A 19,599-nucleotide genomic window follows, 5' to 3' on the forward strand; every position below is an offset into this window, starting at 1 on the left:
AAAGTGTGCCGATAAAGCCACTCTATCCGCCGCCAACATCCCAATATCGCTGGGCAGGCAAAACCATGGATGACCACTCATGCTTAAACAACAACTTCGGGGCATAAGTTCACTTCTGACCAGCATTACCTTAATTGGTATCTGCGTTGGTATGACAAGTACCCTGCTAAGTTTACGGGCAACCATTGAGGAATTTGGCACCTTAGTTACTGGTGTCATTATGTCGGCATACTTTATTGGCTTCTTGTTTGGCACCACCCGTGCTCCAAAAGATATTCGCCGGGTTGGTTACATTCGTGCCTTTGGCGGACTGGCGGCATTAGCTGCTTTTACCATTTTAATACAAGCCATTTGGGTAGACCCCATCGTGTGGTTTGTAATGCGTTTTCTAACCGGTTTTGCCATTTCAGCCATTTTTGTGATTGTTGAAAGCTGGCTAAATACCATGGCGGACAATAAAAACCGCGGTACGCTGCTGTCGGTGTATTTAGTGCTGATATATGGTGGTCTGGTGGCCGGGCAATTGGTGCTTGGGGTTACCGATCCGGCTGGTTTTGTAGCTTTCGCCATAGTTGCCCTGTTAATTAACGTGGCACTCATACCTATTCTAATCAGTGTGACGGTGGAACCCACCACCCACGACACTAAATCGGTTCCTATTAAAACTTTGATTAAACTCGTGCCGCTTGGGGTGGCTAACGCCTTTATTATGCAGGCCTGTTATGCCATGTTCTACGGTATAGGTCCGGTTTACGCCATTACCCTGGGCTTGTCGGTACCAGAAATATCACTATTTATGGCTGCATTTATTCTCGGTGGCATGATTTCCCAGGCACCTATTGGATTACTTTCAGATCGCCTGGATCGCCGCTTAATGATCGCTATTTGCGCAGGCTCTGGCGCTTTAATGGCACTGATTCTGTCGCAGCTATCGAGCGATCAAATTAGCTGGATTTACTTGTTCGTCGGCTTGCTTGGCGCCGCTATTTTACCGCTATATTCGCTGGGCATGGCCCACACCAATGATTATCTTGAAAAAGATCAAATGGTTGGCGCAACCAGCTCCATTATCAAAATTGGTGGTGTCGGTTCAATCATTGGTGCACCAGCTGTAGCGGCACTTATGCAATTTGGTGAAACCAGCTATTTCTTCTACTTGCTAACGCTGTTAACGCTTATGGTGTGCGGCTACTCGTTGTATCGCATTGGTCAGCGCAAACGTGCCGAAGGGCAAACACACAGCGCCTTTGCAATGGTTTCGCCTGGGCAAACATCAGATGAGCTATTAACAACTTTGGCCGAAGATTTAGGTGACCCGGACGAAGACACCGATGATCAAACAGCTATGACCAGCGGTGCCATTTTAAAACATGGTGACAACGGTTAATTACTAACAGTTAGCTGCTAAGCCAGGTGCGCACTAATTCCGCCGCTTCCTGGCTTAACTCTTGTAGGTGTTCCTCACTGACAAAACTCTCACAGTAAATTTTGTACACCGGCTCGGTGCCTGACGGCCGCGCCGCAAACCAGCCCTGCTCGGTAACTACTTTTACGCCACCAATCAAGGCATCGTTGGCTGGTGCTTTGGTTAGAATAGCGCTAACCGGATGCCCGGCTAAGGTTTCTAACTTCAGTTTGTACGCGCGAATGCCTTTAAAACCTGCATTCAGTTCCGCAGATGAGGCTTCATCAACCCGTTGATAATAAGCCGTGCCATGTTGTTCACATAAATTGGCATAATATTCACCCGGGTTTTTGCCACTTACTGCCGTAATCTCAGCGGCCAGCAAGGCCAAAATAATACCGTCTTTGTCGGTAGTCCAAACCTGTCCTTTTCTATCAGCAAAGGTGGCCCCGGCGCTTTCTTCGCCAGCAAATGCCATGGTGCCGGCAGCTAGCTCAGGTGCAAACCATTTAAACCCAACCGGCATTTCCCGCACTGTACGATTATTGGCTGCCGCAACACGGTCAATCATGGCGCTGGAAACCAAAGTTTTACCAATGGTTAAGTCTTTTTCCCAACTCCGGTTCTTAGCCAGATAATCAATGGCTACGGCAAGATAATGATTAGGGTTTAACAGGCCGTGCGTAGGTGTAACTATGCCGTGACGGTCATAATCAGGGTCATTACCCACCGCCACATCAAAATCATTTTGCAGTTTTAACAGTGGCGCCATGGCACACGCAGAAGAGCAATCCATGCGGATTTGCCCGTCTTTGTCCAGGCTCATAAAGCTGAAGCTAGGATCTACTACATTGTTTAATACAGTGATATTAAGGTTATAGCGCTCGGCAATTAACGGCCAGTAGCTGGCGCCCGCGCCACCCATAGCGTCCACTCCAATACGAATACCGGCTTTGGTAATGGCATCAATATCAATCACCTCGGCCAGTGCTTCAATATAGTCGGCGCGCCAGTCTACTTCACGGCACAGTTCAGACGCTTGTGCAGCTTCATAAGAAATTGCGTTCACGCCCATTAACTCAGCGCTTAAAATGGCATTAGCGTATTTTTCAATGGTTCGGGTAACATCGGTATCGGCCGGTCCACCATGGGGCGGATTGTATTTAAAACCACCGTCAGCCGGCGGATTATGCGAAGGAGTAATAACCACACCGTCAGCTAAACCACTGGTGCGCCCCTTGTTGTGACGCAAAATCGCGTGACTGATGACCGGTGTTGGCGTATAGCCGTTGTCAGCCTGAATGTGTACTTCAACGCCGTTGGCCACAAACACTTCCAATGCCGTCATAAACGCTGCTTCAGACAATGCATGGGTATCACGACCCAGCAATAATGGCCCGGTAATGCCCTGCTCTTCGCGATAGGCGCAAAGCGCCTGACTAATAGCCAACACATGCGCTTCGTTAAACGAATTCTTCAGTGCCGAGCCGCGGTGTCCTGAGGTACCGAAAGCCACTTTCTGGGATTTCTGGCGCGGATCCACCTCGTTTACAAAATAGGCGCTAACCAGCACCGCAACATTAGTTAAGTCTTCTGCTTGAGCCGGCTGCCCGGCGCGAGGGTGAAGTGCCATTATAAGAAGTCCCTGATTTTCTCTGCGTCCGCTTCGCTATAACCCAGCTCTTTGGCAACCTGAGTTAACATCGACTTTTTGCGAGTTGTATTATTGTTGGTGATGACCCAGTACGGCGAGGCCGGGATTTGTTTTGGATTGGTACTGTTACCCGCTTGCGCTAGTTCATTTTCTGAGGCGGCAAAGTAGATACGATCGCGTCCCCGCACTTGTAATACCCGGCTAAAGTCGTCGGCATGGCAACGATACAACATAGCCAAAATATGCAGAAAACGCGCGACTACGCTGCGCTGTTCGGCTAAATCTGCGTGATTCAGCACATCAAAAATTCGGCGTTGTGACGCGGCACTGGCAAGTACCGGCTGCGCCGTACCTTTGGGCAGGTTTAGTAAGCGACGCAAAATATCCGATGCACTTTCACCAATGTGCTGCGTGTGCCCCGCAATATGTGCGTAAACATCATCGTCAACTTCAATCCGTTTGCTCATGCTCATGCTACCTTCTGAAATGATAGGAACATTATACGCATGCCACATAAATGCTCCATGCCTGATTCACACAAATACGCAAAGCTATGTACTGGGTATGGTTGCGACAATTGGCTTTGTAACCGACAATAGTAGGCTAATCATTTGTGGTAAAGGAATTCCTATGAGCTCAGATTTACTCAATTACGAGAAACGCGGTAGTGGCCCTACTGTAGTCTTAATTCATGGTTTGTTTGGCGACGCGGACAACCTCAACACTCTCGCTCGTAGCCTGGAAGATGAATTCACCACGTTGGCCGTAGACGTACGCAATCACGGCGACTCCTTTCATACTGACAGCATGGACTATGACAGCATGGCAGCGGATGTCATTGCAGTGATGGACCACTTAAAAATAAAGCAGGCTTTTTTGGTGGGTCATTCCATGGGTGGTAAAATTGCCATGCAAATAGCCATAGATCATCCTGATCGAGTTCACGCTGCCGTGTTTGCCGATATTGCTCCAGTTGCATACGATGCGCGCCATCGCGACATCCTAAACGCTCTTAAAGAGCTGGATTTAAGTAAGGTAGATAACCGCGGTGATGCCGACAAACAACTGGCGCAAGCTATTGAAACTCGCGGCGTACGCCAGTTTTTGCTAAAAAACTTACGCCGCAAAGACGGCGCCTATCAGTGGCGACTAAATCTGGATGTTATTGACGCGAATTACCAAACGCTTACCGGCGGCATTGGCGAGGGCTCCTATGAAGGCCCAGTGTTGTTTATTAAAGGTGGCGAATCCGACTACATTTTAAAAGAGCATCAGGATGCCATAAACAAGCAATTCCCTAATGCTGAAGCCAAGATAATGGACGGTGCCGGGCATTGGCTGCACGCTGAAAAGCCGCGTATATTTAACCGTTTGGTGAAACGCTTTTTAGACGCCAATACTCGCTCGTAGCGGCCGCCTATGTTAGTATTAGGCACAATTTTCAAAACAAATTCCGGTGTAAATACTGATGTTATCGGAACATTTTGAGCAAATAGAAGCCTTAGGCTTGAATCTGGCAATGGCCGCTTTATTTTTATTAATCGGTCTGGCCATTCATGACGTATTAAAAAACGGTAAAGTACCGCCGTTCGGCCGTTGGGCTGTATGGACAGTATTGTTTGTTGGCTGCGCCGGCTTTATTGCAAAAGGCGTTATTCAGGCATTCTTTAGTGGCGGCATCTAAGCAATAGATAAAGCCTATTCTATTCAACTGTTACGTAAAAGTGGTGAAACGAACTCTATGGCAAGCGTAGGTATTTTTTTCGGCAGTGATACTGGTAATACGGAAGCTGTGGCTCAAATGATTCAAAAAGAGCTCGGCAAGAAGCTGGTCGATGTGTTCGATATTGCGAAATCAAGCAAAGAGCAGATTGCTGACTACGATTTACTCTTGTTTGGTATTCCAACCTGGTATTACGGTGAAGCCCAATGTGACTGGGATGACTTTTTCCCGGAATTAGAAGATATCGATTTTACCGATAAGCTCATTGCTATTTTTGGTTGTGGCGATCAGGAAGACTACGCCGAGTACTTCCTGGATGCCATGGGCATGATTCGCGATATCGTTGAAACGCATGGCGGTATTGTGATTGGTCATTGGCCTACTGAAGGATATAACTTCGAGGCCTCTAAAGGCCTGGTCGATGACGACCACTTTGTTGGTCTGGGCATTGATGAAGACCGCCAACCAGAATTAACGAAAGAGCGCGTGCAAAAATGGTGTGCGCAAGTGTATGAAGAAATGTGCTTAGCCGAATTAGCATAACGGGTCAGTTGTAACTCGTATAGTAACCACGGGAAATCTCGTTTCCCCCTGCTGCTAATCTGGCTATACTCAGTCTGAACTCAACCGACAGTGAAAAACTATGACAAGCATCGACGAACAACAATTAAAACGTGCCGGGCTGAAAGTAACCTCACCTCGGGTAAAAATACTTGAGATGCTGAAAGATCCAAATAATCAGCATATCAGCGCCGAAGATATGTATAAGCTGCTGCTTGAGCGTAAAGAAGAAATCGGTCTGGCAACGGTTTATCGCGTGTTGAACCAGTTTGATGATGCCGGCATTGTAACGCGTCACCACTTTGAAGGTGGCCGCTCGGTATTTGAGCTTAGTAATAAACATCACCATGATCATTTGGTTTGTTTAACCTGCGGTCATGTGTTCGAGTTTGAAGACAACGTGATTGAGCGCCGCCAGGACGAAATCGCCGCGGCCAACAAGCTAACGCTGACCAACCACAGCTTGTATCTGTACGGTGAATGCCAACGTGGTGAAGGTTGTGAATACAAAGCGCATCAAGACGGGGCGTAACTACTATGCGCTTCATGATTTATGGTGCTTACGGTTATACCGGTAAACTGATTGCCCAGCACGCCAAAAAAATGGGCTACACCCCGGTGCTTGCAGGCCGTTCGAAAGCCAAGGTTCAACAACTGGCTGAACGGTTAGAACTACCGTGGCAAGCCTTTGCATTAGATAATCATGACGACGTGGTTGAAGCTTTAACCGATATTAGTCTGGTTATTAATTGTGCCGGCCCGTTTTCAGCAACAGCCCCACCAATGATTCAAGCCTGCATTAGCGCGCGAGTTCATTACCTGGATATCACGGGTGAACTGGATACCTTTGAATATGCTCACAGTCAGCACCAACAAGCGAAAGAAGCTGGCATAGTGCTGTGCCCGGGTGTTGGCTTTGACGTGATTCCAACCGATTGCGTAGCAGCGCGCTTAAACGCCCTAATGCCAAATGCGGTTAGCTTAAAGCTTGGTTTCGACTCGCGCTCAAGCATGAGTCAGGGTACCGCTAAAACCAGCGTTGAGCGTTTAGCTATTGGCGGCGCTGTGCGTGAAGACGGCGTGATCAAGAATGTGCCGCTAGCATACAAAGCCGAAACTATTGATTTTGGTGATGGCGAAAAATATGCCATGACTATTCCATGGGGCGATGTGGCAACAGCCTACTACACTACTGAAATACCAAATATTGAAGTGTATATTCCAGCCAGCCCAACCCTGGTGAAACGTTTGCGCCGGTTAAACTGGTTCCGCTGGTTGCTGGCTTTTAAACCAGTACAAAACTGGATGAAAAAGAAAGTAGAACAGCAACCTGCCGGCCCGGACGAAAAGCAGCGCGAGAAGAACCCAACTTATGTTTGGGGCGAAATCAGTAACGCCAAAGGTGAAACTGAAACGCTGCGGGTAAAAGTAAAAAATGGCTATACCCTTACCGCATATGGCGCCGTCGACATTTGCCAGTTTGTACTACACCATACGCCTGAAGGTGGTTATTACACCCCTTCGCGTTTATACGGCGCTAAACTGCTAGACAAATACATCGTTTAATAGCCAACTTTATAGCACTAAGCTACAGATATAAAAAACGCACCCGAAGGTGCATTTTTTTTGTTGTTCAACCCAAGCCAGCTTTAGGCGTTTTCATTCCACACGTCACGTAAACCAACGGTTTGATTAAATACCAGATGCTCCGGCGTACTGTCGCGGCTATCAGCGCAGAAGTAACCAATACGTTCAAACTGATAAGCTTCTTCAGGTGCTGCGGTTGCCAGGTTAGGCTCCACGAAGCCCTGCTTCACTACCAATGACTCTTCGTTCAGGGTACTAAAGAAGTCTTCTTCGGCGGCCGGGTTTGGTACTTTAAACAAGCGGTCATACAGGCGGAATTCGGCCGGTAACCCTTTACTTGCTGACACCCAGTGAATCACGCCTTTCACTTTACGACCATCGGCTGGATCCTCACCCAAAGTGTCAGCATCGTAGCTGCAGTAAATGGTGGTGATGTTACCTGCGTCATCTTTTTCTACCCGCTCTGCTTTAATGACATAAGCATGGCGTAAACGAACCTCTTTACCCAGCACCAAGCGCTTAAACTTCTTATTCGCTTCTTCACGGAAATCTTCACGTTCAATATAAAGTTCACGGCTGAAGCTCAGCTCGTGGTTACCCATTTCCGGTGTATTCGGATGATTTGGCGCGGTAATAACTTCTTCTTGCTCCGGGAAGTTCTCAATAACCAGACGTACTGGATCAATAACCGCCATCGCTCGTGGTGCACTCACATTCAGCTCATCGCGAATGCAGGCTTCCAGCATGCTCATTTCAACCTGGTTATCCATTTTGGTAACGCCAATGCGGTGACAAAACTCACGAATAGACGCAGGTGTGTAACCACGGCGACGAATACCAGCAATAGTTGGCATCCGCGGATCGTCCCAACCCGATACCTTGCCCTCTTCCACCAACAGATTAAGCTTACGCTTACTCATCACGGTGTACTGTAAGTTCAGACGCGAGAATTCGATTTGCTGTGGGTGACAATCAATGCTGATGTTATCCAGCACCCAATCATATAACCGGCGGTTATCCTGGAACTCCAATGTACACAGAGAATGCGTAATACCTTCCAGTGCATCCGAAATACAGTGGGTGAAGTCGTACATGGGATAGACACACCACTTATCACCGGTTTGGTGATGATGCGCAAAGCGAACCCGATAAATAACAGGGTCACGCAACACCATGAACGGCGATTTCATATCAATTTTTGCACGTAAGCAACATTCACCTTCACTGAACTCACCGGCAGTCATACGCTTAAATAAATCCAGGTTTTCTTCAGGCGATGTATCACGATAAGGGCTATTCACACCCGGCTCTTTCAAAGTGCCGCGCATTTCACGCATGGCGTCTTGCGTTGAGAAATCAACGTAGGCCAGGCCTTTCTCAATCAATTCAATAGCGAAGCCATGCAGCGCATCGAAGTAGTTCGACGAATATCGCGGCTTTTCGTGCCAGTTGTAACCCAACCACTGCACGTCGGTCATAATCGAATTTACGTAATCAACTTTTTCTTTCAGTGGATTGGTGTCGTCGAAACGCAGGTTGCAGCGCCCCTGATAGTCTTCCGAAATACCGAAGTTCAGCACTATGGATTTAGCATGACCAATGTGCAAAAAACCATTTGGCTCTGGCGGAAAACGGGTATGCACCTGCTGGTGCTTGCCACTAGCCAGATCTTTATCAATGATTTGCCGAATAAAATTACTGCGACGGACTTCAGTATCTGCCATTACGTTTGGCTCTCCAATGCGGACAGGGGTGTTAGTATGGCGCTTATGATCGCAGGTTCTGAGCCTGCTGACAAGCAACCGAGAAAAATCGGTAAACTTGCTTCAGTTGCTCTTGTAAAGGCTTTGCGTCGGCTTCTTTAAACTGAATTTTACTGCCCGGAGTTGCTTGTGCCAGGCGGTTTTTCGCGGTCCAGCTCAGAACACCGAGCTTAGGATAACCGCCCAGCGTTTGCCGGTCGTTTAGCATAATAATGGGCTGCCCATCGCTAGGCACCTGAATAGCGCCTATGGGTAAGGGTTCTGACACTAAACCGGCGCCTTGCCAATTAACCGCAGCACCCTTCATACGAACACCCATACGGTCCGCTTTATCGATTACCTGGTAGGTTTCGGAAAAGAAGACTTCTCGCGCGCTGGCAGCAAACTGCTGAAATTGCGCCGCTGGCATTACGTCTAGCACCAGCTTGCTAGTGTAATCAGGAATAAAGTCCGGTTTCACCCGTTGCCCGGTAACCGCCTGACTTGAATTGTTAACCGCTTCAGGTGTGAGTGAATCACCGGCAACCAGCGCGTGGCCGTGCCCGGTTAAACCACCTATTTGTTCACGCCGAACGGTGGCGCAACTACCTTTTACCGGTGTTACCTGCCAACCACCGGCTACGGCTAAGTACGCGCGCAAACCACTGCGGGCATAACCTATGGCGAGCTTATCGCCTTCGTTTACTTGCAGTACCTGCCAGTTCGGCACCGAGTTGCCATTAACGCTAACGGGAACATCTGCGCCGGTTACCGTTATTTTCATACTCGCTTGCGCGGTAGCGCTAAAACCACCTAACGTAATTTCTATCTGCGCGGCATTGAAGTGATTACCTAGCAATCTGTTCGCCCAAAGAAACGCATGTTCGTCGACCGGGCCGCCGCGACTGTAGCCCTGAGCCAACCAGCCGAATCGACCAAAGTCCTGAACCAACGCCAACATGCCCGGCTCGATTACCCGCAAGCCGCTCATTTATCACCTGCCTGACGCTGTTGTTCATAGTCAGCGCGAGTTAACGAATAGAACTGTACCCTAACGCCAGCGGCTAATGGCGGCAACTGGGCACAACGTCCCAAGATATTCCAGCCACCAGGTGATTCCAACGGATAAATAGCCGTTTGTTGCTCGGCAATAGCAACGCTTAAGGCAGGAACCTTCTGGCGGGGAGAATCCAGCCGCGGCAACCGCAACGCCTGATCCACATCACCTAAATACGCAAAACCCGGGGCAAAACCAATCGCGTAAACGTGGTATTCAGGCTTGGTGTGCATCGCAATCACGTCATCAATGGAAGCATCCACACGACGCGCGACACACTCAAGGTCGAGGCCAACACTGGTATCATATAGAACTCCAACCTGATACAACTCGCCCTGCGCAGCGCCCGCTTCAGGTTCACTGAGACTACTCAGCACCTGCTTTAGAGCATCAATAAACGCCTGTTCATCAATGTTTATAAAGTCGTAGTAAATCATCAGTGTGTTATAGGCAGGCACTAATTCCAGCACATTGCTGCGAATAGACTCAGGCGAGTGATTTGCGCGAAGCTCGGCAGCAACATGATGCACCCGGCGATTCTGCTCCAGGCTAATTTCAGCCGCAAAAGTAAGCAAAATAGCATTTACATCGGCGCGTTGAATGTCGGGTAAATTCTTCATGCTAAGCCCGCAGCGTGGTTAGACTTTCTCGTATGGCCGCTACAGTCGCGATAGATTCAGGATTATCACCGTGCACACAAATAGTATCCGCGGGTAACGCCAATTCATTGCCACTAAAGGTAGTGATTCGGGCGCTGCTGGCTAAGCTATTCACTTGCGCCAGAATTGCCGCCCGGTCAGCCAGCACAGCACCCGACAAGGCCCGACTGCGAAGCTGGCCTGAATCTTCGTAGGCCCGGTCAGCAAAAGCTTCAAACAGAACGTCAACCTGATACTCGGCTGCAATAGCGCGCCAATACTCTTGATCGGGTCTGGCTAAGGTTAATAGTTTCGCTTCAGGCGCGGTGTTGGCCACAGCCTGACACACTAGCCGGAACAGTTGTTCACTGCTTTGCATGTCGTTATAAAGTGCGCCATGGGGCTTCACATGATGTAGCGGTGTGTCAGCAACTCTGCACATGGCCTTCATAGCGCCTATTTGGTAATGCAAAATAGCGAGCAGTTCGGTGTCAGGGAATGTCAATGATCTGCGTCCGAAGCCAGCCAAATCGGGATATGCCGGATGCGCGCCAACCTTAACGCCAGCCGCTACGGCCAGAGCAATAGTGCGCTGCATAATAGCGGGATCGCCGGCATGAAAACCACAGGCAATATTGGCTAAATCAATGTGAGGCATCACGTCCGCGTCGGCACCCATAGTCCAGGCACCATAGCTTTCGCCCATGTCACAGTTTAATAGCATCATGTCAGGATTTTTTTTGTTTTGCTTTGTCGGCTTTACGGGCGCGTTCTGCACCAGCGAAACGGGCAAATGCATAAGCAAATAAATAAATACCAATACCCAGCGTAGCAATGGTGAGCGTTGGCAATACCAACACGGCTAACTGGTGCTTAGCAGCAACCGCGGCAGTGCCGGTTAATCCCAGCGTTACCAGCATGGCCGAAATAAGCGTTAAGGTTGGCAACCAGCGGTCCACGAAGGTAACGCCTACCAGTGCAAACAAGCCACCTAAAATAATTCCCCAGGCTAAGGGCGTGCCCAAACCGTACCAACTCAAATCAAAGTCTGCTATCCAGGCCACTAACTGATCCATAGACGCTGTGTAGAAGAGAATTCCAATTAACCCGGCTAAAATAACCAAACGCTTAGTTAACGACATAAAAATTCCTATTTAATTAGCCATTTAATAGCCAGGTAAGCAGCCCTAGTACCACAATAATAATAGGTACCCATAGTAACGGTGACTGAATAAGTGTCATTTCCGGCGGCCGTTCGTATTCCTCATCCGGTTGCCGTTGTGGTTTTTGCGGTTGTTTAATCATCCAGATAATACCCACCGCAAGCATTGCAAAACCTACAATGCGCCAGCTATCAGTACTTCCACCAGCAGGTGCAAGTACCGCCATTAATAGTCCCAGTACCATTACAGCTAATGCTGCTAAACGCTTTACCAACATCTTATTCATGCGCCTGAGTTTCCCCTGTTAGTTGTTCTGATTGTCATCGTTTTTATCCGAGCTTGAAGCCGGAGTTTCAGCTGGGCGATCAGCGGGTTGTTTGCTCGATTTTTGCTGATGCCAACGCCACCGGAACACTCCCCAGCCAATTAACATTAAACCGGCACCCAAAATCATTGCCAGCAAACTCTGTTCATAAATGCCGCTAATTAAAGCAGCAAAACCAATAACTACGACCAGTAGTGACAGAATCATCTGTGTCTCCTTGTCAGAGCCTTTACCTTAACCATTTTTAGGCATTTAAGAAAGTATACTTGAGCTCAGTTACGACTATGGTCATACTCAAATCAACTGATTCAGGAACTAACCACCGGAGTTCAGCATGACGCGTTCCACGCACGAAACTCAGAGCGAAGTCTGTGAGTCGGAACATATACAACAGGACGTAACGCTTCTAAGCGCGAAAGCCCGTGCGCTGACTGAAAATCTAACCGTGTATCGTGCTATTCCGCAGCAACAACTGCGCATGGTTGGCCCCTGGTGTTTTGTTGACCACTTTGGCCCGGTTGCCACTAAGAACTACCGTCAGTTTGATGTAGCCCCGCATCCACACATAGGCTTGCAAACTATTACCTGGTTATTCTCCGGCGAGTTAAAACACTTAGATAGTTTAGGTTACGAACAGCCACTTCGCCGCGGTCAGTTGAATTTAATGACCGCAGGTAATGGTATTAGCCACGCCGAAGTTGCCGAGCAAAACTTGCAACAACCCTTACATGGGTTACAGCTTTGGTGCGCGTTGCCAGAGCAGCATGAGCAAGTAGCACCCAGCTTCGAGCACTATCGGGAGTTACCGCATTTTGCCATAGACGACGTAATGGCCGAGCTTATTCTGGGTAAGTATGAAAGCTATCGCTCACCGGGTACCACCTTCCACCCTTGTATTGCCATGTTGTTAACCACTCCCAAAAACGCCCAGGCAACCATTAAACTGAATAAAGAGTTCGAATATGCGCTTTATGTAGTCAGCGGCAGTCTGTACTTAACGCATCCAACCAATGCTAAGTTTAATCAAGGTCATGGAGCGCATGAACATGAGGTGATTAGCCTGGGTGCCAACCGCAGCGAACTCACTCTGGCATTTGGTGCTGACACTCGTGTAATGCTGCTAGGTGGTGAAGCCTTCCCGCAGCCTGTTACTATGTGGTGGAATTACGTCAGTCACAACGCCGAACGCATTCGTCAGGCCGATACCGACTGGCAACAAGGGCATGCCCGGTTTGGCAAGGTTGCCCACTATCAGGGTGAGCGTTTGCTCGGACCGGCTATTCCAGCAGGGCTGGGTGTATCCACTTCTAACCGAAAGAGTTAACCAATTATGTTTGATCGAATTAAACAAGCACAACAGCGAGCGGCTCGTGCAGGCCGCCGGGTATTACTGTGGTTTATGGCCGCGGCAATTACCCTGGTTGTGCTTTTTGTTGGCGTTGTGGTGTATCAGCTGACCACCTATCAGCCTGACCCACCGCCACTGGCTAACTGCGAAGCCGAGCAGTTAGTAACCCTGGATTCGAATTCGGCTGAAGTGCGTTTATATCAATGCGAGCGTGGCAACCCTACCAGTTGGCAAGGTTACGAAGTGTGGTTACATGAACCCGCCAGCGGCGACTGGCAACGTATGCTCACGGCCCCATCTGAAGCCTGCCTGCAACTGCAGGCGAATAATGCAACCAATGTAACCTTATTCCATCAAGGTACCCGCGGTGCTTTAAACCTGGCCGAACCGGTATTCATTTACGAGAACACGGCCGGTGTATCAGCCACCCTGGTAGTGGATATTGAAGCTCTGGAAACTACTGGCGAATGCGCCAGTAGTGAATCTGACAACACCTCTAATCGCGCGGGTCGGTAAAATGTTCCGCACCCGCTGCCAATGGTAACTGTTCAACCAGATAGTCCACAAACACCCTCACTGCTGGCAGCAAACCGCGCCGATGCGGATACACCAAATGCATGATGCCAGCGGGCAACGACCACTCGGGTAAAATTCTCACAAGCTTGTTGTTGGCCACATACTCACGGCACAAATAGTTGGGTAACGCAGCAATACCTTGTCCGGCCGCAGCAGCTTCACGAATCACCCACATGTCGTCGGTAATCAAACGCGGCTGATGAGTAATGGTAATAGCTTCGCCTGACGCATGCTGTAATTCCAGCGCATAACGCCCACTGCTGTAATGTAATGACAGCGTGGGTTGCTTCATCAAATCCAGTGGATGCTGTAATGGCCCCGCCGAAGCCACAAAATCCGGGCTGGCATACAAAGTTGTGGGAGCTGGTGAAATCGGCCTGGCAACAAGCGCCGAGTCTTCGATTTTTGGTCGCACCCGAATGGCGACATCAATACCCTCGTCAATCAAGTTCACCGGTTTATTCGTTGCTACCAGGTGAATTTTAACCTCAGGGTATTGCTGCATAAACTGAGGCAACACCCGTGCGATCAGGCTTTGGCACACTGCATAAGGGCAACTGACCCGCAAATCACCACGCGGAACATCCAATACTCGTTTGGATACGTCAGCGGCAGCTTCTGCGGCTTCGTCAATAGCCTGGCAATGTACCAAGAAGGCTTTGCCTACCTCTGTCAGGGTTAGCTTGCGCGTAGTTCGATGAACGAGTCGAATGCCCTGCTCCCGCTCCAACTCTGTTAACCGCCGGCTTAACGTTGATTTGGGCATACCAAGATCACGCGCCGCAGCACTAATACTGCCCGCCTTTATGGTGCGTGCAAACAAAACCATGTTGGTAATATCTTGCATTGGCTCACTGTTCCATTTATGCAACAACAGTTTCCATAATAACCATCTACACACAATTTTGGAACTCTATACACTTGGTTTCACGATTAAAAAGTAATGTGTATCCGACCCAACCAAGGGAGTAGACCCAATGAAAATTTTACATCTGGATTCAGGATTGTTTGTAGATCAATCAGTAACCCGTAAGCTTAGCGCTCAGTTAGTTAAACGCTTGCAGCAGAATGACGGTACCGCTGAGCTGGTTTATCGTGATTTGGTAGCAGACTCACCGGCTCACTTAACTGCCGAAATTCTTATGGCCGCAGGCAAAGAAGAATCAGAGCGTTCAGACTTTGAACAGCAACAAGTAAAGCTCACGGAAAGCTTTCTGGACGAACTATTTGCCGCTGATACGCTGGTAATATCTGCCCCTATGTACAACTTTACTATTCCAAGTCAGTTAAAAGCTTGGCTAGACCGGGTGCTACAGGCAGGTAAAACTTTCCGTTATACCGAAAGTGGTGCTGAAGGTTTGGTAACGGGTAAAACCGCCTACATTGTATCTAGCCGTGGCGGTGTTTACAGCAATGGCGATGCCGCAGCCATGGAGCACCAGGAAAGCTACCTGACCTCGGCATTGGCGTTCATTGGTATTACTGACGTGAAAGTCGTTCGTGCTGAAGGCGTTAACTTAGGTGACGAGCCGAAAGCGCAAGCCATAGCTGCTGCCGAAGCAGAAATTAAACAGCTGTAACCACAAAAAAGGCTCCCAACTGGGAGCCTTTTCGCGCGGCGTTATGGTGTTAAGATGCCGCCAGCATAATAGTGCCAAGCGCACCCATAGCCAAACCAAACAGCATTAGGGCAACATTCCAGATTAGCGTCACTACAATCGCGTTGCCGAAGTTCATTTGCTGCCCTTGCGAGCCTTTTATCAGGCGCTGGATTAGAAATACGCCAATAATAAAGCCAATGACCACGTTTACCCACTGATTAACGCCCAAATAGAGTAATACAGGGCCAATAACGCTGGTGATAACGGTAATTAGCAATATACGCCAGTAGTTCACCCAATAAGGTGTTTCAAACTTCGCCGACCACTGGGTGGCATATTTGATAATTAATGTCTGGAGCAGGTTTAAAATCAGTACGCTAATAATACCGGCTACTATCGCCGCGACAATACCGACAACCCCTAACTCACCCCAATTTATCGTTTCCATACTTAGGTCCTGAATAGCTTGTTGCAAAAATGTAATTAGAGCATAAGCTGGCCGCAGTAACTACCTTTAAAGCAATTAAATCAGCCTAATTTCATTACTACTTTCAACGGCAAGCGTTTCATCAAAAAGCCAATCAACGCCCACGGCCAACCCGGAACATAAGCTTGTACCGGCTCTTTCTCAATCGCTTTCACCAAGGCTTTACAGCCAGTTTCGGTGTCTACCATAAAAGGTGTGTTCTTCACTTTTTCATTTATTTCCGAACGAATAAAGCCAGGTAAAATTGAACTCACTTTAATAGGCGTTTTCATTAGATCAGCACGCATACCTTCGGTCATGCTCAGCAATCCAGCTTTGGTAGCCGCGTAAACAGTCATCGCGCGTGGCATACCCCTTAGTGCGCTAATGGATGACATAGTGACCAGGTGACCATCGTTCTGCTCGCGGAATATCTCTAGCGCAGCTTCACATTGCGCCAACGCAGATACAAAGTTGGTTACGGCGGTTTGTTTGTTAGCATGAAAGTAGCCAGTACCAAGCGACGCGCCTTTACCCATGCCGGCATTTACAATAATGCGGTCTAAATAGCCGAACTCTTCTTTAAAGGCTTTAAATACCGCAAACACCTGGTCGTGATCGTTCACGTCCAGTGCCTGTACGCTCACCTTAATGTCCGGATACTTCTCAGTAAGCTCTTGCTTTAACGCGTCCAGCCGATCCGTACGCCGTGCGCAAAGCGCTAAATTGCGCCCCATGGCCGCGAATTCCTTTGCCATACCCTCGCCCAAGCCAGAGCTGGCACCGGTAATCAATATTGTTTTACGAGTCATTAGAAATCCTTTTTATTCATTCTTGTTTTCAATGATTGTTATTTTAACCAGTAGCAATTTAAGTGCCGCTGTTGCGAATTAGCTTGCGGCAACGCCAATGCAGGTAATTCACTAAAAACCAAAAGTTTTTAAAAGCGGGATTGCGGGTTTGTTTGTGGTGATAACGGTAATAAATTTGCTGAGCAATAGCCGACAAACGAAAAATGCCGTACACCTCGTAGAAGGTAAAGTTACTCGCCTTAAAGCCGGTTTTTTCACAATAATAATCAATCACCTGTTGGCGGGTCAGCATGCCGTCTAAATGGGTTGGCTGGCGCCTTGTACTGCGTGCAATGGCATCATCGTCAGCCTGAATCCAGTACGCCAGCATATTACCCACATCCATTAACGGGTCGCCCAAAGTCGCCAGCTCCCAGTCCAGAATGCCTATAACTTTCGTGGGATCCTCAGCGTCCAGCACCACGTTATCGAAACGAAAGTCGTTGTGCGTTAAGCAAATGGTTTCATGCTCAGGTAAGTTTTCCTGCAACCACCGCATAATGCCTTTACCACTAGGTACATTCCAGGTTTTGGCCTTGCGGTAGCGCTCGCTCCAGCCATCAATCTGGCGTTTAGCGTAGCCCTCGCCTTTAGCAAGATCGCGTAAACCGGTACTGTCTAAATCAACCTGATGCAATTCTACTAAGCGGTCTAAAACATTAGTGCATAGCTGCCGAACCTGCTCGGCCGGTAACTCAAGACCACGCGGCATATTCTTACGCGGAATAATGCCCTCAAGCCGTTCCATAATGTAGAAATCGGTGCCTATTACCTCTTCGTCTTCGCAATACAACAGCATTTCGGGCACATAGGGGAATACCGGTTTCAACGCTTTCTGCAGGCGATACTCCCGCCCCATGTCATGCGCTGATTTCGCTTTGGTTCCCGCTGGTCCACGCCGCAGTATCATATCCGCATTGGCGTAGGTTAACCGATAAGTCCAGTTAGAAGCGCCGCCACCGTATTGGGTTACTTTCAGTTCACCCTGTAAATCAGGTAGTTGTGCTTTTAAAAAACTATCTAAGGCGGCTAACGGAAGCTCTTCACCTTCCCGCACCTGTCCGGCAGTATCTATAACCTGGCTCATTCGTCCTCCCGGCTTGCCGCTTTGTTTTGCTGTTTACGCAGCTCAACCTTGGCGATGGTAGCGCGATGCACAGCGTCAGGGCCGTCAGCAATACGTAATGCTCGTGCTACCGCAAACAGAGAGGTTAATGGCACGTCATGACTCATGCCTGCACCGCCATATAATTGAATGGTTTCATCAACCACTTGCTGCAGCACATTTGGAGCCACTACCTTAATGGCTGAGATTTCTTTCAGAGCTTTCATAGCGCCAACCTGGTCGATTTTCCAGGCCGCATAAAAGGTTAATAAGCGCGCTTGATCAATGGCAATACGCATATCCGCTAAACGCTCCATGTTGCCGCCCAGTTGCAATAACGACTTACCGAACGCAATGCGTTCCTGACCACGAGTGACGAAGAGCTCAAGTGCCCGCTCCGCAGCACCTATCGCGCGCATGCAGTGGTGAATTCGGCCAGGCCCCAAGCGCCCTTGCGCAATCTGGAATCCTTTGCCTAAGCCGGCAATAATATTCGCCTTAGGTACGCGCACGTTGTCGAACACTAACTCGCCATGGCCATAGGGTGCATCGTATTCACCGAAGGCTGGCAGCATACGCTCCACGGTCACACCGGCACTATCTAAAGGTACAATCACCATACTGTGCTGATGATGACGGTCAGCGGCTTCATCAGTCAGTCCCATCACGATCGCAAACTTCGCATTCGGATGACCCAGCCCGGTTGACCACCATTTACGACCATTCACGACAACCTCGTCACCATCAGCCACAATAGTGGCTTGCATATTGGTTGCATCAGACGAGGCTACATCAGGTTCCGTCATACAGAACACCGAACGTATTTCGCCTTCCAACAAAGGCTCTAACCAGGCTTTCTTCTGCTCGGCACTACCAAAATGATAAAGAACTTCCATATTGCCAGTGTCGGGAGCGTTGCAGTTGAATACTTCGGGAGCTAACAGGCTGCGGCCCATGATTTCTGCCAGTGGTGCATACTCTAAGGTAGTTAAACCCTCGCCCAGCTCGCTGTCGGGCAAGAACAAATTCCACAAGCCCGCCGCTTTAGCTTTGCTTTTTAACTCCTCAACCAGCGGCGGCACCTGCCACTGACGCCAGTCTTCATCAGGGTTTAAGCGGCGGTTTTCTTTTTGATATTGGGCTTCGTTTGGCTCAATCTGCTCAGCCATAAAGGCTAGTAACCGTTGTCGGAACGATTCTGTTTTTTTACTTGGAGTAAAATCCATGGAGTTCTGCCTTGTTTGCTCTAGTGGCAATTATTAAACAACTGTTTGAATGTTTAATTGATTGTAGAGCGGACAGCGCGAAAGGTGAAGCCCTGAAGCGGTTAATTTCGTTCAACCGCCGCAGCTTAAAGATTAAACGTTGCGTTAAATAGCTATCAGCACGCTATTGACTAAAAACACGAAAAAGCCGGCAACAATACCAGCTGCAGCTACGGCCAAACCCACCACCGGAATCACGCTATAGCGAAATGCTGTTTTAAAGTCGCCGGTGGAAAACCGTGAATTCATTACCAAATAGACCAATGAAGCCACCCAAACAACCAGACTAAAAATAGCGCCAATATAATTCCACGTCTGACTTAAGGTACCGACGGCCGACTCTGTCGGTGCTTCAGGTGCCATAACGCTAAGCATGACTAAAATAATGCCAATGGGCAGATAGAAAAAAATGTTCAGCATGGCCGCTAACCAGGCAATGCCAAGGTAATTATTCTTTTTAATGTCATCAGGTAATTTAAACATCAGCTGGTTCCTCTTCGCTTGATGGCTAAGTGATCCAGTAAATTACTGT

General features: G+C 48.7%; 24 protein-coding genes. 9 read left to right on the plus strand and 15 right to left on the minus strand.

The window, feature by feature from the left end; genetic code table 11:
• Positions 1-79 precede the first annotated feature (79 nt).
• Positions 80-1,387, plus strand: a complete 1,308-nt coding sequence (locus CCE91_RS07110; protein WP_086434500.1) for an MFS transporter — start codon at positions 80-82, stop codon at positions 1,385-1,387.
• A 10-nt stretch (positions 1,388-1,397) separates the two neighbouring features.
• Here the strand turns inward: CCE91_RS07110 and pgm are convergent, their stop codons facing one another.
• Together pgm and CCE91_RS07120 are read right to left on the minus strand one after the other, a co-directional pair.
• A complete protein-coding gene (pgm, locus tag CCE91_RS07115; protein WP_086434501.1) occupies positions 1,398-3,038 on the minus strand; it encodes a phosphoglucomutase (alpha-D-glucose-1,6-bisphosphate-dependent) in 1,641 nt (546 codons plus the stop codon).
• The gene (locus tag CCE91_RS07120; RefSeq protein ID WP_086434880.1) at positions 3,038-3,526 is read right to left on the minus strand and encodes a replication initiation regulator SeqA; all 489 of its coding nucleotides are present in this window, start codon (positions 3,524-3,526) and stop codon (positions 3,038-3,040) included. The genes pgm and CCE91_RS07120 overlap by 1 nt, the downstream gene beginning before the upstream one ends.
• Positions 3,527-3,689: 163 nt before the next feature.
• On the opposite strand from CCE91_RS07120, the gene CCE91_RS07125 reads away from it, so the two are divergent.
• The 5 genes from CCE91_RS07125 to CCE91_RS07145 all read left to right on the plus strand — a co-directional run bounded on the left by CCE91_RS07125 (position 3,690) and on the right by CCE91_RS07145 (position 6,909).
• Positions 3,690-4,469 (plus strand): alpha/beta fold hydrolase, encoded by a 780-nt coding sequence (locus CCE91_RS07125; protein WP_086434502.1) that lies wholly within the window; start codon positions 3,690-3,692, stop codon positions 4,467-4,469.
• 58 nt (positions 4,470-4,527) lie between these two features.
• Positions 4,528-4,743, plus strand: coding sequence for a DUF2788 domain-containing protein (locus CCE91_RS07130; RefSeq protein WP_086434503.1), 216 nt, complete (start codon positions 4,528-4,530; stop codon positions 4,741-4,743).
• Positions 4,744-4,800: 57 nt separating this feature from the next.
• Positions 4,801-5,325, plus strand: coding sequence for a flavodoxin FldA (gene fldA, locus CCE91_RS07135; RefSeq protein WP_086434504.1), 525 nt, complete (start codon positions 4,801-4,803; stop codon positions 5,323-5,325).
• A gap of 100 nt (positions 5,326-5,425) precedes the next feature.
• Entirely contained in the window at positions 5,426-5,875 is a 450-nt protein-coding gene (gene fur, locus CCE91_RS07140; protein WP_086434505.1) for a ferric iron uptake transcriptional regulator, read from the plus strand.
• 5 nt (positions 5,876-5,880) lie between these two features.
• Positions 5,881-6,909 carry a saccharopine dehydrogenase family protein gene (locus CCE91_RS07145; RefSeq protein ID WP_086434506.1) on the plus strand — a complete coding sequence of 343 codons (1,029 nt, stop codon included), beginning with the start codon at positions 5,881-5,883 and terminating at the stop codon, positions 6,907-6,909.
• Positions 6,910-6,992: 83 nt separating this feature from the next.
• On the opposite strand, the gene glnS is transcribed toward CCE91_RS07145, so the two are convergent.
• The 7 genes from glnS to CCE91_RS07180 are packed head-to-tail and all read right to left on the minus strand — an operon-like array spanning position 6,993 to position 12,062.
• Entirely contained in the window at positions 6,993-8,654 is a 1,662-nt protein-coding gene (gene glnS / locus CCE91_RS07150) for a glutamine--tRNA ligase (protein WP_086434507.1), read from the minus strand.
• 43 nt (positions 8,655-8,697) lie between these two features.
• Positions 8,698-9,663, minus strand: a complete 966-nt coding sequence (locus CCE91_RS07155; protein ID WP_086434508.1) for a 5-oxoprolinase subunit C family protein — start codon at positions 9,661-9,663, stop codon at positions 8,698-8,700.
• Entirely contained in the window at positions 9,660-10,349 is a 690-nt protein-coding gene (locus tag CCE91_RS07160; protein WP_086434509.1) for a 5-oxoprolinase subunit B family protein, read from the minus strand. The genes CCE91_RS07155 and CCE91_RS07160 overlap by 4 nt, the downstream gene beginning before the upstream one ends.
• Position 10,350: 1 nt before the next feature.
• Positions 10,351-11,094 carry a 5-oxoprolinase subunit PxpA gene (locus tag CCE91_RS07165; RefSeq protein WP_327078325.1) on the minus strand — a complete coding sequence of 248 codons (744 nt, stop codon included), beginning with the start codon at positions 11,092-11,094 and terminating at the stop codon, positions 10,351-10,353.
• Between the two features lies 1 nt (position 11,095).
• The gene (locus tag CCE91_RS07170) at positions 11,096-11,509 is read right to left on the minus strand and encodes a hypothetical protein (protein ID WP_086434510.1); all 414 of its coding nucleotides are present in this window, start codon (positions 11,507-11,509) and stop codon (positions 11,096-11,098) included.
• A 16-nt stretch (positions 11,510-11,525) separates the two neighbouring features.
• Positions 11,526-11,816, minus strand: a complete 291-nt coding sequence (locus CCE91_RS07175; protein ID WP_126797137.1) for a hypothetical protein — start codon at positions 11,814-11,816, stop codon at positions 11,526-11,528.
• 18 nt (positions 11,817-11,834) lie between these two features.
• Positions 11,835-12,062: a hypothetical protein gene (locus CCE91_RS07180; protein WP_086434512.1), complete on the minus strand. Its 228-nt coding sequence runs from the start codon at positions 12,060-12,062 to the stop codon at positions 11,835-11,837.
• A gap of 127 nt (positions 12,063-12,189) precedes the next feature.
• On the opposite strand from CCE91_RS07180, the gene CCE91_RS07185 reads away from it, so the two are divergent.
• Together CCE91_RS07185 and CCE91_RS07190 are read left to right on the plus strand one after the other, a co-directional pair.
• Positions 12,190-13,179 carry a pirin family protein gene (locus tag CCE91_RS07185; protein WP_086434513.1) on the plus strand — a complete coding sequence of 330 codons (990 nt, stop codon included), beginning with the start codon at positions 12,190-12,192 and terminating at the stop codon, positions 13,177-13,179.
• Between the two features lie 6 nt (positions 13,180-13,185).
• Positions 13,186-13,719: a hypothetical protein gene (locus CCE91_RS07190; protein ID WP_086434514.1), complete on the plus strand. Its 534-nt coding sequence runs from the start codon at positions 13,186-13,188 to the stop codon at positions 13,717-13,719.
• On the opposite strand, the gene CCE91_RS07195 is transcribed toward CCE91_RS07190, so the two are convergent.
• Entirely contained in the window at positions 13,700-14,626 is a 927-nt protein-coding gene (locus CCE91_RS07195) for a LysR family transcriptional regulator (RefSeq protein ID WP_086434515.1), read from the minus strand. The genes CCE91_RS07190 and CCE91_RS07195 overlap by 20 nt on opposite strands.
• Positions 14,627-14,756: 130 nt before the next feature.
• On the opposite strand from CCE91_RS07195, the gene CCE91_RS07200 reads away from it, so the two are divergent.
• Positions 14,757-15,359, plus strand: coding sequence for an FMN-dependent NADH-azoreductase (locus CCE91_RS07200; RefSeq protein WP_086434516.1), 603 nt, complete (start codon positions 14,757-14,759; stop codon positions 15,357-15,359).
• 49 nt (positions 15,360-15,408) lie between these two features.
• Here CCE91_RS07200 and CCE91_RS07205 read toward each other — a convergent pair whose 3' ends face one another.
• The 5 genes from CCE91_RS07205 to CCE91_RS07225 all read right to left on the minus strand — a co-directional run bounded on the left by CCE91_RS07205 (position 15,409) and on the right by CCE91_RS07225 (position 19,550).
• Complete coding sequence (locus tag CCE91_RS07205; RefSeq protein WP_086434517.1) at positions 15,409-15,828, minus strand: hypothetical protein; 420 nt, start codon at positions 15,826-15,828, stop codon at positions 15,409-15,411.
• An 80-nt stretch (positions 15,829-15,908) separates the two neighbouring features.
• Positions 15,909-16,658 carry an SDR family oxidoreductase gene (locus tag CCE91_RS07210; protein WP_086434518.1) on the minus strand — a complete coding sequence of 250 codons (750 nt, stop codon included), beginning with the start codon at positions 16,656-16,658 and terminating at the stop codon, positions 15,909-15,911.
• 58 nt (positions 16,659-16,716) lie between these two features.
• Entirely contained in the window at positions 16,717-17,784 is a 1,068-nt protein-coding gene (locus CCE91_RS07215; protein WP_086434519.1) for a phosphotransferase family protein, read from the minus strand.
• Positions 17,781-19,028, minus strand: a complete 1,248-nt coding sequence (locus CCE91_RS07220) for an acyl-CoA dehydrogenase family protein (RefSeq protein ID WP_086434520.1) — start codon at positions 19,026-19,028, stop codon at positions 17,781-17,783. The genes CCE91_RS07215 and CCE91_RS07220 overlap by 4 nt, the downstream gene beginning before the upstream one ends.
• Before the next feature lie 144 nt (positions 19,029-19,172).
• Positions 19,173-19,550 carry a hypothetical protein gene (locus tag CCE91_RS07225; RefSeq protein ID WP_086434521.1) on the minus strand — a complete coding sequence of 126 codons (378 nt, stop codon included), beginning with the start codon at positions 19,548-19,550 and terminating at the stop codon, positions 19,173-19,175.
• Positions 19,551-19,599: the final 49 nt, after the last annotated feature.

Origin of the sequence: Pseudidiomarina planktonica, from assembly GCF_900177775.1 — a bacterium.
Classification (GTDB): Bacteria; Pseudomonadota; Gammaproteobacteria; order Enterobacterales; family Alteromonadaceae; genus Pseudidiomarina; species Pseudidiomarina planktonica.